Origin of the sequence: Actinomycetospora rhizophila, assembly GCF_042657905.1 — a bacterium.
GTDB classification, from domain to species: domain Bacteria; phylum Actinomycetota; class Actinomycetes; order Mycobacteriales; family Pseudonocardiaceae; genus Actinomycetospora; species Actinomycetospora rhizophila.
In genome coordinates this window covers 571,180-585,193 of sequence record NZ_JBHSKG010000002.1, presented here as the reverse complement: position 1 = coordinate 585,193, position 14,014 = coordinate 571,180, and the positions used below count along the sequence as shown (strand labels likewise).

The window sequence follows — 14,014 nt, the reverse complement described above, 5'->3', positions numbered from 1 at the left end:
GCCGGGTTACTGGCTGGTATCGCTCCCTGAGCGAGCGATACCAGCCAGTAATCCGACATCCCCCTCGCGCGCTGTCCCGCCGCCTCCGACTCGGCAGGACGGGCGCGTGCGGCGTCCGGTCAGGAGACCAGGCCGCAGCGGAAGCCCTGGGCCACCGCCTGGGCGCGGTCGGCCGCCGAGAGCTTGCGGAACAGCCGGCGGGCGTGGGTCTTGACGGTGTCCTCGGACAGGTAGAGCTCGCGGCCGATCTGGCCGTTGCTCTTGCCCTGGCTCATCCCGCGCAGGACCTGCATCTCGCGCTCGGTGAGGTTGACGCCCGCGCCCGGCTGCGCGCCGCGCTGCACGGGCATCGAGCCGACCTCGGCGCCGGCGGCCGAGTGCGCCAGCGCGGCGACCAGCTCGGGGCGCGAGGCGTCCCAGCGCAGGTAGCCGCGGGCGCCGCCCGCGATCGCGGCGGCGATGCTGCCGCCGTCGTCGGGGGCGCCGAACACCATGACGTTGGCCTGCGGGTGCGCGGCCATGAGGCGCCGGGTGGCCTCGGCGCCGGACGCGACGGCGCGCTGGGTGCCGACGAACACCACGTCCGCGCTCTGGCGGGCGTAGCGGGTGAGCAGCTCGTCCGCGGTCGACACGCAGTCGATGCGCTGGACGCCGGGCACCGCGGACATGACACGCGTCAGTCCCTCGCGGACACTGCGCCGGTCGTCGCAGATCAGAACCGTCCTCATACAGACTCCGTCCGGGTGGGGAGACCGCCCAGGCGTGTCCGTGGGCGCTGCTCCCCTCATCGGCCGTCCCACCCGTCCGCTTGACCCCCGAATGACAAGAGCGTGGTTATGAACCCCCGATGGAGTGGCGCATGAACTCCCGCCCCGTCCTGCTCGTCAACGGTCCGAACCTGGATCTCCTCGGCCGCCGCGAGCCCGACATCTACGGCCACGACACCCTCGCCGACCTGGAGGATCGTGCCCGCCGCACCGCCGCCGACCTCGGGCTCGAGGTCGACGCGCGCCAGAGCAACCACGAGGGCGTGCTCATCGACGCGGTGCACGACGCGATGACCGACCACGCCGGAGTGATCATCAATCCGGGCGGCTACACCCACACGTCCGTGGCCCTGCGCGACGCGCTGGCGGCGCTGCCCGTGCCCGTGGTCGAGGTGCACCTGTCGAACGTCCATGCGCGGGAGGCGTTCCGGTCGCACTCGTACGTGTCGCCGGTGGCCACGGTCGTGATCGCCGGGGCCGGTCTGACGGGCTACGACCTCGCGCTGCGTTTCCTCGCCGAGCGGATCGTGCGGCGAGCCTGACCACCGAGCCTGACCACCGGGCCTGACCACCGGGCCCGGCTACAGCCCGGCGCGCTCCGCGAGCGCGGCGAGCTCGCCGGCGAGGGCGTCGGGGAACTGCAGGGGCAGGAAGTGCGACCCCGGCAGGCGCACGAGCCGCGCGTCGGGCAGCGCGGCCGCCAGCGCCGCCATGTCCGCGGGCGGGGCGAGGGTGTCGTAGTCGCCGGACACGACGGTGGTGGGCATCCGCAGCGCGGCCAGGGCGTCGTCGTCCGGGGCGTCGTGCTCGGCGGCGGCGAGCACCATCCGCGAGAACCAGGTCCAGTCGTGGCGGGCGAACTGCCGGGCCACCTCGGCGAGCGTGATCATCGGCGCGGCCGACCCGGTCGGGTCCAGGGCCGCGGCGTCCATGCCGGCGCGCTCGAGGGCGTCGCGGCTCGCGTCCATGCCGCGCGGCAGCATGTCGATCACCCCGGCGACGGGCGGGCCGACGACCCGCAGCAGCCAGCCGCCGATCTGGGCGGCGCGCCGGTGCACGCCCTCGGGGACCGAGGCCCCCGGGAACGCGGGCAGCACGCGGAACACGCCGGTGGCCACCCCGCCGAGGGCGAGCAGGCCCGCGACGCGCTCGGGGGCGCGCCGCGCCGCCTCGATGGCCACCGCGACGCCCACCGACCAGCCGACCACCACCGCGCGGTCCATGCCGGCGGCGTCCATGGTCGCGATGAGGTCGTCGGCGTGCGCGCCGACACCGATGCGCGACTCGTCGTCCGGGCGCGCGGACCCGCCCAGCCCGCGGTGGTACCAGGTCGTCGCGTGGTAACCGCTGTGCTCGCCGTGCAGGAAGGGCCAGGCGGCCGCGCTCGCCCCCAGCCCGTTGGAGAGCACGACCGGCACGCCCGCGGCGCCGTTGTCCCAGCGCCGCAGGCGCGTGCCGTCGGCGGCGAGCATGTCCTCGACGTACCCGCCGGCCCCGTCGTCCTCGTCGGCGCCGCTCACGAGACCAGGATGCCCGTCACCGGGCGGCGGTCGCCCGCTTCTCCATGTCCTCCTCGGACAGGTAGTCGCGCGTCTCCTCGAACGACGAGGTCTCGCTCTTGCGCCCGTGCAGGAAGCCGATGCGCACGAAGTCGTCGCCACCGAAGAGGTGGAGGATCCAGTTGAAGACCACCCGGGCCCGCGTGCGCGTCAGCGGCAGCGCGTAGAGGTGGTAGGCGCGGGTGACCACCTGGGCGACGAAGCCGGTCAGCCGCAGCCGCAGCGGGTGGGCCACCGCCTGGGTGCCGCCGAGGTCGACCACGAGGCCGAGGTCGTGGTGCTTGTACTCCCGCAGCGGCTGTCCGCGCAGCGACGCGACGACGTTGTCGGCCGCGATCACCGCCTGCCGGACCGCATGCTGCGCGGTCGGCGGGCACACCGACGACCCGGGCGGGTCCGCGGTGAGGTCGGGGACGGCGGCGGCGTCGCCGAGCACGAAGACGTCGTCGTAGCCGTCGAGCCGCAGGTCCGTGGTCGCCTTGACCCGGCCGCGGACCAGTTCCACGCCCAGCATCTTGACCAGCGGGCTGGCGGTGACCCCCGCGGTCCAGACCAGCGTCTTCGTCGGGATGACGCTGCCGTCGGTGAGGGTGACGCTGTCGGCGGTGACCTCCTCGACCCCGGTCTCGAGCCGGATCCCGATGCCGCGGCGGCGCAGCAGGTCGAGGGCCTCCTCGCCGAGGCGCTGCCCGAGCTCGGGCATGAGCCGCGGGGCGATGTCGACCAGGGTCCACTTCACCAGCGTCGGGTCGAGGCGCGGGAAGCGCTTCATCGCGGCGTCGGTGAGCAGCTCCAGCGACGCGGCGGTCTCGGTGCCCGCGTAGCCACCGCCGACCACGACGAAGCTGCAGCGGGCCGCGCGCTCGTCGGGGTCGGTGGAGGCGTTGGCCAGCTCGAGCTGGGAGAGCACGTGGTCGCGCAGGTACGCGGCCTCGCCGAGGTTCTTCATGCCCAGGCCGTGCTCCTCGAGCCCGGGGATGTCGAACTGCCGGGTGACGCTGCCCGCCGCGATGACCAGGCGGTCGTAGGGCAGGTCGACGACGTCCTCGCTGATCTTGCGGACGACCGCGACCTTGCGCTCCAGGTCGAGACCCACCACCTGCCCGGGCAGGCGCTGGGCCCGCTTGATGGCCCGCGGCAGCGGCACGGTGACCGACTGCGCGGTGATCACCCCGGCCGCGACCTGGGGCAGCAGGGGGAGGTAGAGCATGTAGTCGTGGGGGTTGACCACCACGATCTCCACCTCGCCACGGGCCAGCTCACCCTTGAGCTCGCTCTCGAGGCGCTGGACGGCCTTCAAGCCGGCGAACCCGGCGCCGACCACCACGATGCGCTGCGCGCTCATCCGAGTAAGTCCTCCTCGCCGCGTACCTTCCGCGGAGTTCTGCCCTGGTCGGGGGTTCGGCACACCTCCCCGCCCCGACACGACCGAGACCCATGACGGCTCTCACAGACACCGGAGGACCAGGTCACCCGGCGGGGGCGTGGTCGTTCATGGTCTCCTGCCCGCGACCCGACGGGCACCCCTTCGAGGAGACCGCATGCCGACGACCGTGCTGTTCACCGGCTTCCCCGGTTTCCTCGGCAGCGCCCTGCTGCCCCGCACCCTGCGCCGCTCCCCCGACGCCGAGGCCGTGGCGCTGGTGCAGGAGCGCTGGCTCGACCGGGCGCGCGCGACGCTCGACCGCCTCGAGGCCGCCGAGCCCGCGATCGCCGGACGGACCCGCCTGGTCCTCGGTGACATCACCCGGCCCGGCCTGGGCCTCGACGCCGACGAGGCCGCGGCGCTGCGCGCGGGCCCGCTGGAGATCTTCCACCTCGCCGCGGTGTACGACCTGTCGGTGCCCGCCGACCTCGCGTGGTCGGTCAACGTCGACGGCACGCGCCACGTCGTCGACCTCGCCCGCTCCGCCGACGAGCTCGTCCGGCTGCAGTACGTCAGCACCTGCTACGTCTCCGGGCGCTACGACGGCATCTTCGCCGAGGACGACCTCGAGCTCGGGCAGGCGTTCTCCAACCACTACGAGCACACCAAGCACGAGGCCGAGCGCATCGTGGCCAAGGCGCGCGACGCGGGCCTGCCGGTGACGATCTACCGGCCCTCGGTCGTCGTCGGCGACAGCCGCACCGGCGAGACCCAGAAGTACGACGGGCCCTACTACGCGCTGCAGCTCATCGCCCGCCAGGGACGGGTCGCGGTGATGCCGCTGCCCGGGGACCCGTCGCGCGTGCAGTTCAACGTCGTGCCCAGCGACTTCGTCGTCGACGCGATCGCCGCGCTGGCGCCGCACCCCGGGGCCCGCAACCGCACCGTCGCCCTCGCCGCGCCGCGCCCGCCGTCGGTGCTGGAGATGTGCGAGGCGTTCGCGGCCCACACCGGCAAGAAGCTGCGTGTCGTGCCGGTGCCCTCGGCGCTGTCGAAGTTCTCGATCGACCACGTGCCCGGCGTCGGGCGGCTCTTCGCGCTGCCCAGCTCGACGCTGGACTACCTGACCCACCCGACCGTCTACGACGTCACGGCGACCACCGCCCTGCTCGACGAGGTCGGCGTGCGCTGCCCGCCGTTCGCCGAGCACGTCGGCGCGATGGTGGCCTTCCACCGCGAGCACCCGGACGTCGGCAGCGCCGCGATGGTGTGATCTCGGGGGTCCTAGAGTGGAGGGCGATGGATCGGCGTGTGGCGCTCATCGACTCGGGGTGCGGCCTGCTGCCCACCGCCGGGTGGCTGCGTCACCTGCGCCCCGACCTCGCGCTCGACCTCTACCTCGACCCCGAGGGCATGCCCTGGGGCTCGAAGCCCTCGGACTGGATCGTCGACCGGGTCGTCGGCACCGGGCGCCTCGCGGTCGCCCGCGGCGCCGACGCGATCGTGGTGCCCTGCAACACCGCCTCGGTGACCGCGGTGGTGCCGCTGCGCGCCGCCCTCGAGCCCGGCCACCCCGTCGTGGCCACGGTCCCGGCCGTGAAGCCCGCCGGCGCGACCGGGCTGCCGTTCGCGGTCTGGGCCACCGAGCGCACCACCGCCAGCGACTACCAGGCCGACCTCCTCGAGCAGTTCGCCGCGCCGGGCCAGGCCGACTCGGTGGCCTGCCCCGGCCTCGCGACGGCCGTCGAGCACGCCGACGCCGCGGCGGTCCGGGACGCGATCGCCCTCGCCGCCGCGCGCACCCCGGCCCGCGCCCGGTCGGTGGTGCTGGGCTGCACCCACTACCCGCTGGTCGTCGACGACATCCTCGCCGCGCTCCCGCCCGGCACCGGCCTGCACGACAGCTCGCGGGCCGTCGCCGGGCAGGCCCTGCGCCGGCTGGGGCTCCCCGAGGACCCGGCGGCGCAGGCCGCCGAGGTCCGCGTCCACCTCGGCGGCGAGGAGGGAGCGCTGCCCGCGGCCGCGCTCGCCTACCCGATCGGCCGCGCGCTGGCCCGCGGCGGGCGGATCGCGCGCGCCGAGCTCCCGACCACCGACGAGTCGGGGCGCGGGACCGACCCGGACACCGCGGAGCAGCCGGCGCTGCGTGGGGTGTGATCCCGCGCGGACCCCCTAAGGTCGGCGCCGTGATCCCTGCCGAGAACATCCGCGACTGGCGCGGCCGCCCCGTCGTCGACGTCGAGGACGCGAAGATCGGCACGCTCGAGGCCGTCTACGTCGACACGCTCGGCGACGAGGCCGTGTTCGTCACCGTGAAGCTGTCCTCGCTGTTCGGGAAGGCGCGCCTGGTGTTCGCGCCGCTCGAGGGCGCCGTCGTCACCCCCGAGCACCTCAAGGTCGCCGTCGCCCGCGAGCTGGTCCGCGAGGCGCCGAGGATCGACGCCGACGGCGAGCTGCACGCGACCGACGAGCCGGCCGTGTTCGCGCACTACGGGCTGGAGTACCGGACGGGCTCGCTCGGCGAGCGGCGCCTCGCGCGGCGCTGACTACGGGTCGACCGCCGTCGCGGCCCCCACGGCCTCGCGCCGCACGCGGTCGACGTAGGCCTGGGAGCGGTTGTAGGCGAGCACGGCCGCGCGCCAGTCGTCGCCGCGGCGCAGGTCGCGGTCGTCGGCGCACAGGTAGCGGGCCGCGGCCAGCGCGGCGTCGTCGAGGTCGTCGGGGTCGCTGACGCCGTCGCCGTCCCCGTCGGCGCCGTAGAGCGCCCAGGTCGACGGGATGAACTGCAGCGGCCCGACGGCGCGGTCGTAGGTGGTGTCGCCGTCGAGGCGCCCGCCGTCGGAGTCCCGGATCTCGCGGTTGCCGTTCGTGCCGTCCAGCTCAGGGCCGCGGATCGGGTCGGCGGGGCGCCCGGCGTCGTCGAGGGCGGTGTCGCCGAAGCGGCCGTGGTTCGACTCGACCCGCCCGAGCCCCGCGAGCGTCGCCCACGACAGGCCGCAGTCGGCGAGCTCGCCGCGGGCGGCGGCCTCGGCGCCGGCGTAGGCGACCAGGGCACGTTCCGGGACGCCCGTCGGGCCCGCGGCCTCCCGGGCCCACGTCGCGCGCGCCGCGGCGTCGGTGGGCACGGGGGCGGTGGCCGGCTGGGCGTAGGCGGGCAGCGCGTCCGGGCCCCGGCGGCTGACGGCCACGACGCCCGCGATCCCGGCGCCGACGATCAGGACGAGCACCACGGCCGCCACGAGCAGGTTCTCGAGCCGGCGACCGTCGGTCGGCCCGGTCGGGTCGGCGGGGGGCACGCCACCGACGCTACGGAAGCCCGTGTCGCCGCCTCGTGGGGCGCCGCCCCGGAGCGGTCGTGATCAGGGGCACCCGGTGCACCTCGTCCCCGCGGCAGAGGTGCACCGGGTGCTCGTGATCACCGGAAGGGAGCCCGCGACCCCGACCGTCCGCCCCGACAACATGATCACGAGCACGTGGGCGCGGCCGCCCGGCGTCCGGAGCAACCGCCCGCCGGGGCGACGCGACGTGTCGTCGACTCGACACGCGCGTCACCCGCTCGTCCCCCGTGCCTCGTCGGCCGGTCACCGACTGCCCCCGATCGGTAGTCCATTCGTAGGAGGTCCGGGCTCGGTCGATCAGGCAGTCTGTCGGCCTCCGCCGGGCAGGGAGGGCCGGCGGGACCGGGGTCGCGGGGAGGGGACGCCATGGACATCGACGTCCGGCTGCGCATGTTCACGTGGTTCACCGACGTCTCGGGCGCCGTGGCGGTCAGCCGCATGAGTCCCGAGGAGATCGCCCGCGCGCGGGCCCGGCGCCTGAGCCACAACGTCGTCACGTCCCGCGTGTTCGGCCCGATGCCGCGCGGCGTGTTCGTCACCGACCGCGTCGCCCACACCGACGTCGGCCCCCGCCCGGTGCGGCTCTACCGCCCCCAGACGGCGCGCGCGCTGCCGATCGTCGTCAACTTCCACGGGGGCGGCGGCACGCTCGGCAACCTCGACCAGTCCGACTGGCTGTGTGCGCACGTCGCGTCCCGGGTGGGGGCGCTCGTGGTGTCGGTCGACTACCGCCTCGCCCCCGAGCACCCCTACCCCGCCGGCCGCGAGGACGGGTACGCGGCGGTGAGCTGGGCGGCGCGCGAGGCCGCGACGCTGGGCGCGCGCCCCGACCGCCTCGCGGTGATGGGCGACAGCGCCGGCGGCAACCTGGCGGCCGTGGTCTGCCTGCTCGCGCGCGAGTCCGGGCCGGTGATCGACTCCCAGGTCCTGCTCTACCCCGTGCTCGACCTGACCTTCGGGCGCGCCTCGGTCGAGCGGTTCGCGTCCGGGCCGGTGCTCACACGCGCGGACATGGACGTGTTCCGCGCGCACTACCTCGGCGACGACGGCGACCCGTCCGACCCGCTCTGCTCGCCCCTGCTCGCGCCCGACGTGCGCGACCTGCCCGCGGCGCTGGTCGTCACCGCGGGCGTCGACCCGCTGCACGACGACGGGGTCGACTACGCGCACCGCCTCGAGGAGGCCGGCGTGCCGGTGCGGCACACCGACCACCCCCGGGCGGTGCACGGTTTCCTGACCTTCCCCGGCGTGTGCCGGGCGTCGGCGACCGCGCTCGACGACGTGTGCGCCGAGCTGGTCGCCCGCCTCGCCTAGCTCCTGATCAGGCGTCCATGTGCAGGCCGCCGTTGACCGAGTAGACCTGGCCCGTGATGTACCCCGACTCGGGGTCGGACAGGAACTCGACCACGCGGGCGATCTCGTCCGGCTGACCCAGGCGCTTCAGCGGGATCCCCGACACGATCTTCTCCAGGGCCTGCTCGGGCACGGCGGCCACCATGTCGGTCTCGACGTATCCCGGGGCCACGCAGTTGACCGTGACGCCCTTGCGCGCGCCCTCCTGCGCCATCGACATCGTCATGCCGAACAGGCCCGACTTCGTCGCCGCGTAGTTGACCTGCCCGGCGTTGCCCTTCTCGCCGATGACCGAGCTGATGTTGACGATGCGGCCCATGCCCCGCTCCGCCATGTGCAGGTAGGCGAGCTGGGACATGTAGAAGGTGCCCGAGAGGTTGACCTGGACCACGCGGTCCCAGTCGTCGACCTCCATCTTCGCCACCATCTTGTCCGCGGTGATGCCGGCGTTGTTGACCAGGACGTCCACGCGGCCGTGGGCCTTGAGCACCTCGTCGAACACGCGCTCGCAGTCGGCGCGCTCGCCGATGTTGCCCTGGTGGATCGTGATCTGGTCCGGGAACTCCGCCTGGAGCTCCTCGGCCGAGCTCGGGTTCGACGAGTAGCCGACGCCGACCTTCATGCCGCGCCGGGCCAGCCGCGAGCTGATGGCGCGCCCGATGCCCCTGGCGCCGCCGGTCACGATGGCCACCTGTCCGGTCATGTCTCCCATGCGTGCTCCCTCGCTCGATGGTCCGCGTCGCGATGCCCCTGTACCCGAACGGTGGCCGCGGCCACACGGTCCGGGCACCCATCGAAGTCGGGTTCTCCCGAGACGGGAAGTCCGAGCCTTCCCCTACCCGTGGGTAGCCGCCGTTGCAAAACATCCCAAGCAGCCCGTACGGTCCATGCAGCACCCAACGCCGGGTGCGAGCGAGCGCCCGGACCGGGCGCGAGGAGGTGTGCCATGACGGCCCCCGCCGACGAGCACGTCGAGACCGATCAGCCCCTGGACCGCGACCCCACCGCGGTGCAGACCGAGGCCCCCTCACCCGATCCGGCCGCGTACCTGCGCGGCTACCACGCCACCGCCGCGGTCCGCGGCGCCGCCGAGATGACCAAGGGCGCGGGCTACGTGCTGCGCCGGGCCCTGGAGCAGTCGGTGACGCCGGGCCGCAACACCCGCGACGCCCAGCGCTGGTGGCGCCACGTGATGACCCGCCGGCGCCCGCAGTGGCACAACGAGCACGAGATCGTCTTCGAGACGCCGATCGCGCGCCTGCGGGACTTCTCGCAGGGCTCGACAGACGACGTCGTCCCCACGCTCGTGCTCCCGCCGCAGGCCGGGCACGACTCGTGCATCGTCGACTTCCAGCCGCGCCAGTCGCAGATGATGATGATCCGTGAGGCCGGCCTGACCCGGGCGTTCACGCTCGACTGGGTCGGCGCCACCCGCGCGACGTCGGGGACGACGATCTCCGACTACATCGCCGTGGTGGACCGCGCCGTCGAGCACTGCGGCGGGCTGGTCAACCTCATCGGCGACTGCCAGGGCGGCTGGCTCTCGACGATCTACGCGGCCATGCACCCGGAGAAGGTCAACACGCTGACCCTGGCCGGGGCGCCGATCGACTTCCACGCCGGCGAGACGCCCATCGGCGCGTCCTCGCGGGTGATGACCCAGCGCTTCGGGCAGCTGCCCTACCGCGCGATGGTCGCCGCGGGCGGCGGGAACATGCCGGGCTCGTTCGTGCTCGGCGGGTTCATCGCGATCCGCCCCGAGGCCGAGATCGCCAAGCACGTCGACCTGCTGCGCAACCTCGACGACCCCGAGGCGATCGCGCGCTACGAGGCGTTCGAGGACTGGTTCAAGCACACCCAGGACGTGCCCGGCACGTTCTACCTGTGGCTGGTCGAGCACCTCTTCGCCGGCAACGAGCTGATCAACGGTGAGCTCGAGGTCGACGGTCGCCGCGTCGACATGCGCGACATCCGCTGCCCGCTGTTCCTGCTGGGCGGGGCCACCGACCACATCACCCCGCCGGTGCAGGTCTTCGCCGCCGCCGACCACGTGTCGACCCCGGCCGACCAGGTCACGCGGCGCACGGCCCCGGGCGGGCACCTCGGGCTGTTCATGGGCAACCAGGCCCTGCGCCACGAGTGGCCGCCGCTCATGGCCGCGGTGGCGGAGCACTCGCGCCGCGGCTGATCGCCCCGACCTGGACCGATTCCGCGATTCGTCCGTGATCGTCCGCCCGCGGGCCTGGGTCTCGACCCCGGCCCGCGGGTACGTTCAGTCCACCGGCCCTCCGTGAGGAGGGCACCACGCGCCGTGACCACCCGAGGTGGTCGACCGTTCCCGGCCCATCACCGCGTCACCCCCTTGACCCGAGAGGATCCATCGCATGCCCGGCTCCGTCATCGTCTCCGGCAAGCGCACCCCCATCGGCAAGCTCTCCGGCGCGTTCGCCGGCATGACCGCCGGCGACCTGGGTTCCGCGGCGATCAAGGCGGCGCTCGAGGCCGCCGGCATCAGCGGGGACCAGGTCGAGTACGTGGTCATGGGCCAGGTCGTCCAGGCCGGCAACGGCCAGAACCCGGCCCGCAAGGCGTCGACCGACGCCGGCATCCCGATGTCGACGCCGTCGTTCACGCTCAACAAGGTCTGCCTGTCGGGTCTCGACGCCGTGGCGCTCGCGGACCAGATGATCCAGGCCGGCGAGTACGACATCGTCGTCGCCGGCGGCATGGAGTCGATGACCGGCGGGCCGCACATGCTCCCGAAGGCCCGCTCGGGCTACAAGTACGGCTCGGGCCAGCTCATCGACGCCACCGAGCACGACGGCCTCACCGACGTCTACGACCACGAGTCGATGGGCGCCTCCACCGAGCGCTTCGCCTCGTCGATCGGTCTGTCGCGCGAGGAGATGGACGAGGTCTCGGCCGCGTCCCACCAGCGCGCCGCCGACGCCGCCAAGAACGGCCGCTTCGAGGCCGAGATCACCGCGGTGCAGGTCCCGCAGCGCAAGGGCGACCCGATCAGCGTCACCGAGGACGAGGGTGTCCGCGGGGACACCACCGCCGAGGGCCTCGGCAAGCTGCGCCCCGCGTTCGCCAAGGAGGGCGCGATCACCGCGGGCAGCAGCTCGCAGGTGTCCGACGGCGCCTCGGCGACCGTCGTCATGTCGGCCAAGAAGGCCCAGGAGCTGGGGCTCACGCCGCTCTGCGAGATCCGCAACCACGGCTGGGTCGCCGGCCCCGACAACTCGCTGCTCTCGCAGCCGTCGAACGCCGCCTTCAAGGCCCTGCGCCGCGAGGGCATCGACCCCTCGGACGTCTCCCTCTGGGAGATCAACGAGGCGTTCGCGGCCGTCGCCATCCAGTCGGCCCGTGAGCTCGGCCTGAACGCCGACCAGGTCAACACCGACGGCGGTGCCATCGCGCTGGGCCACCCCATCGGCGCCACCGGCAACCGGCTCGCCGTCCACTGCGCCCACGAGCTGCAGCGACGCGGTGGCGGCTACGCCGTCGCCAGCCTCTGCGGCGGCGGTGGCCAGGGCTCGGCCCTGATCTTCCACGCCTGACGCCCGACCCCGGCGACGCGGCGGTCACCCCTCGCGGGGTGCCCGCCGCGTCGTCGTGCGCGATGGACGGAACCGTCGCGGCGGCGCGTGCGTCGAACCCGGGGACGGGGCTGTGGCCGGTGGGAGGAGCCGGGCGCGGCCCCGTCCGCGAGGACGACGGTAATGATCATGCCGACGGCGGGTGACCATGCTCGGGTGTGCATGCCAAGGTGGTCGTCCGGGCACAGGTGACCGGGAGCACACCCTCAAGACACGGAGGCCAGCACATGCCGCAGGAGGTCCGGGGCGTCGTGTCCCGGGAGAAGGGCAAGCCGGTGACGGTCGAGACGATCGTCATCCCCGACCCGGGTCCGGGCGAGGCCGTGGTGAAGGTCCAGGCCTGCGGGGTCTGCCACACCGACCTGCACTACCGCGAGGGCAACATCGAGGACGCTTACCCGTTCCTGCTCGGCCACGAGGCCGCGGGCGTGGTGGAGTCGCTCGGCGAGGGCGTCACGGGCCTCGAGGTCGGCGACTACGTCATCCTCAACTGGCGCGCCGTCTGCGGCGTCTGTCGCGCCTGCCGCAAGGGCAAGCACCACCTGTGCTTCGACACCCACAACGCCGCCCAGGCGATGACGCTCAAGGACACCGGCGAGGAGCTCAAGCCGGCGCTGGGCATCGGGGCGTTCGCGGAGAAGACGCTGGTGCACTCCGGGCAGTGCACGAAGGTCAACCCCGACATCGATCCGGCGCAGGCCGGGCTCATCGGCTGCGGGATCATGGCCGGCGCGGGCGCGGCCATCAACACCGGTGAGGTGAAGCGCGGCGAGACCGTGGCCGTCATCGGCTGCGGCGGCGTCGGCGACGCCGCGATCGCGGGCGCGGCGCTGGCCGGCGCCACCACGATCATCGCGGTCGACACCGAGGACCGGAAGCTCGAATGGGCCAAGGGCTTCGGCGCCACCCACACGATCAACGCCAAGAACACCGACCCGGTCCAGGGCATCCGCGACCTCACCGACGGCTTCGGCGCCGACGTCGTGGTCGACGCGGTCGGCATCCCGGCCACGTGGAAGCAGGCGTTCGAGGCCCGCGACCTCGCCGGTCGGCTGGTGCTCGTCGGCGTGCCCTCGCCGGACATGAAGCTCGAGGCCGACTTCCAGCCGTTCTTCTCCCACGGCGGGTCGCTGCGGGCGTCCTGGTACGGCGACTGCCTGCCCAGCCGCGACTTCCCCATGCTCGTCGACCTGGCCCTGCAGGGCCGTTTCCCGCTCGACAAGTTCGTCACCGAGCGCATCTCGCTCGACGACGTCGAGCAGTCCTTCGAGAAGATGCATCACGGCGACGTGCTGCGTTCGGTGGTGATCCTGTGACGGCCGAGAAGATCGGCGACGGCGTCGAGCACCTGACGACGTCCGGCAAGTTCGAGATCGACGGCAACTCCTTCGACGTCGACAACAACGTCTGGATCATCGGCGACTCGTCCGAGGTCGTCCTGCTGGACGCCCCCCACGACGCCGAGGCGATCAAGAAGGCGGTCGGCGACCGCAACGTCGTGGCCATCCTGTGCACCCACTCGCACAACGACCACGTCAACGCCGCCCCGGCGATCGCGTCCGCCTTCGACGCCCCGATCCTGCTCAACCCGGACGACCGGGTGATCTGGAACATGACCTACCCGGACCGCGAGCCGGACGGCGAGATCCTCGACGGCGAGACGTTCACGATCGCCGGGATCGACCTGCGCGCGATCCACACGCCGGGCCACTCCCCCGGGTCGACCGTGTTCTACGCGCCGGACATCGGGACGCTGTTCTCCGGCGACACCCTGTTCAACGGGGGGCCGGGCGCCACGGGGCCCTCGTACTCGGACTTCGACGTGATCATCGAGCAGCTGGCCGAGAAGGTCTTCACGCTGCCCGGCGACACGATCGTGCGCACCGGTCACGGTGACACGACGAAGGTCGGCGACGAGGCCGCGCGCCTCGAGGAGTACCGCGAGCGGGGCTACTGAGCTCCTGAGCCCGTACCCGGACGACGAGTACCCGGCCGACCCCTATCCCGGGGTCGCGCCGGGTTTCTCGTA

14 protein-coding genes are annotated in these 14,014 nt (G+C 73.5%); 9 read left to right on the top strand and 5 right to left on the bottom strand.

Annotation, left to right across the window (positions count from 1 at the left end; genetic code table 11):
* Window positions 1-119: 119 nt before the first annotated feature.
* Window positions 120-728, bottom strand: coding sequence for a response regulator transcription factor (locus ACFPK1_RS06620; protein ID WP_378020097.1), 609 nt, complete (start codon window positions 726-728; stop codon window positions 120-122).
* Between the two features lie 131 nt (window positions 729-859).
* On the opposite strand from ACFPK1_RS06620, the gene aroQ reads away from it, so the two are divergent.
* Entirely contained in the window at window positions 860-1,309 is a 450-nt protein-coding gene (gene aroQ / locus ACFPK1_RS06615) for a type II 3-dehydroquinate dehydratase (protein ID WP_378020096.1), read from the top strand.
* Window positions 1,310-1,348: 39 nt separating this feature from the next.
* Here the strand turns inward: aroQ and ACFPK1_RS06610 are convergent, their stop codons facing one another.
* Together ACFPK1_RS06610 and ACFPK1_RS06605 are read right to left on the bottom strand one after the other, a co-directional pair.
* Window positions 1,349-2,287, bottom strand: coding sequence for an alpha/beta fold hydrolase (locus tag ACFPK1_RS06610; protein WP_378020095.1), 939 nt, complete (start codon window positions 2,285-2,287; stop codon window positions 1,349-1,351).
* Between the two features lie 16 nt (window positions 2,288-2,303).
* On the bottom strand, window positions 2,304-3,671 hold the full coding sequence (locus tag ACFPK1_RS06605; RefSeq protein WP_378020094.1) for an NAD(P)/FAD-dependent oxidoreductase: 1,368 nt from the start codon (window positions 3,669-3,671) through the stop codon (window positions 2,304-2,306).
* A 196-nt stretch (window positions 3,672-3,867) separates the two neighbouring features.
* Here ACFPK1_RS06605 and ACFPK1_RS06600 point away from each other — a divergent pair, with 196 nt between their 5' ends.
* Genes ACFPK1_RS06600 through ACFPK1_RS06590 form a run of 3 tightly spaced genes read left to right on the top strand, consistent with a single transcriptional unit; the run spans window position 3,868 to window position 6,238 of the window.
* Window positions 3,868-4,965 (top strand): SDR family oxidoreductase, encoded by a 1,098-nt coding sequence (locus tag ACFPK1_RS06600; protein WP_378020093.1) that lies wholly within the window; start codon window positions 3,868-3,870, stop codon window positions 4,963-4,965.
* A gap of 26 nt (window positions 4,966-4,991) precedes the next feature.
* Entirely contained in the window at window positions 4,992-5,849 is an 858-nt protein-coding gene (locus ACFPK1_RS06595; RefSeq protein ID WP_378020092.1) for a glutamate racemase, read from the top strand.
* 29 nt (window positions 5,850-5,878) lie between these two features.
* Entirely contained in the window at window positions 5,879-6,238 is a 360-nt protein-coding gene (locus ACFPK1_RS06590) for a PRC-barrel domain-containing protein (RefSeq protein ID WP_378020091.1), read from the top strand.
* Here the strand turns inward: ACFPK1_RS06590 and ACFPK1_RS06585 are convergent, their stop codons facing one another.
* Window positions 6,239-6,988, bottom strand: a complete 750-nt coding sequence (locus ACFPK1_RS06585) for a lytic murein transglycosylase (protein WP_378020090.1) — start codon at window positions 6,986-6,988, stop codon at window positions 6,239-6,241.
* Window positions 6,989-7,396: 408 nt separating this feature from the next.
* Here ACFPK1_RS06585 and ACFPK1_RS06580 point away from each other — a divergent pair, with 408 nt between their 5' ends.
* Entirely contained in the window at window positions 7,397-8,344 is a 948-nt protein-coding gene (locus tag ACFPK1_RS06580; protein WP_378020089.1) for an alpha/beta hydrolase, read from the top strand.
* 7 nt (window positions 8,345-8,351) lie between these two features.
* Here the strand turns inward: ACFPK1_RS06580 and ACFPK1_RS06575 are convergent, their stop codons facing one another.
* Complete coding sequence (locus tag ACFPK1_RS06575) at window positions 8,352-9,086, bottom strand: 3-oxoacyl-ACP reductase family protein (RefSeq protein ID WP_378020088.1); 735 nt, start codon at window positions 9,084-9,086, stop codon at window positions 8,352-8,354.
* Window positions 9,087-9,329: 243 nt separating this feature from the next.
* Here ACFPK1_RS06575 and ACFPK1_RS06570 point away from each other — a divergent pair, with 243 nt between their 5' ends.
* The 4 genes from ACFPK1_RS06570 (at window position 9,330) to ACFPK1_RS06555 (ending at window position 13,942) form a co-directional block, all read left to right on the top strand.
* Entirely contained in the window at window positions 9,330-10,571 is a 1,242-nt protein-coding gene (locus ACFPK1_RS06570; RefSeq protein WP_378020087.1) for an alpha/beta fold hydrolase, read from the top strand.
* 196 nt (window positions 10,572-10,767) lie between these two features.
* The gene (locus tag ACFPK1_RS06565) at window positions 10,768-11,946 is read left to right on the top strand and encodes an acetyl-CoA C-acetyltransferase (RefSeq protein WP_378020086.1); all 1,179 of its coding nucleotides are present in this window, start codon (window positions 10,768-10,770) and stop codon (window positions 11,944-11,946) included.
* Between the two features lie 266 nt (window positions 11,947-12,212).
* Window positions 12,213-13,301: an S-(hydroxymethyl)mycothiol dehydrogenase gene (locus tag ACFPK1_RS06560; protein ID WP_378020085.1), complete on the top strand. Its 1,089-nt coding sequence runs from the start codon at window positions 12,213-12,215 to the stop codon at window positions 13,299-13,301.
* Window positions 13,298-13,942 (top strand): MBL fold metallo-hydrolase, encoded by a 645-nt coding sequence (locus ACFPK1_RS06555; RefSeq protein ID WP_378020084.1) that lies wholly within the window; start codon window positions 13,298-13,300, stop codon window positions 13,940-13,942. Before ACFPK1_RS06560 ends, ACFPK1_RS06555 begins: the two co-directional genes overlap by 4 nt.
* Window positions 13,943-14,014 lie beyond the last annotated feature (72 nt).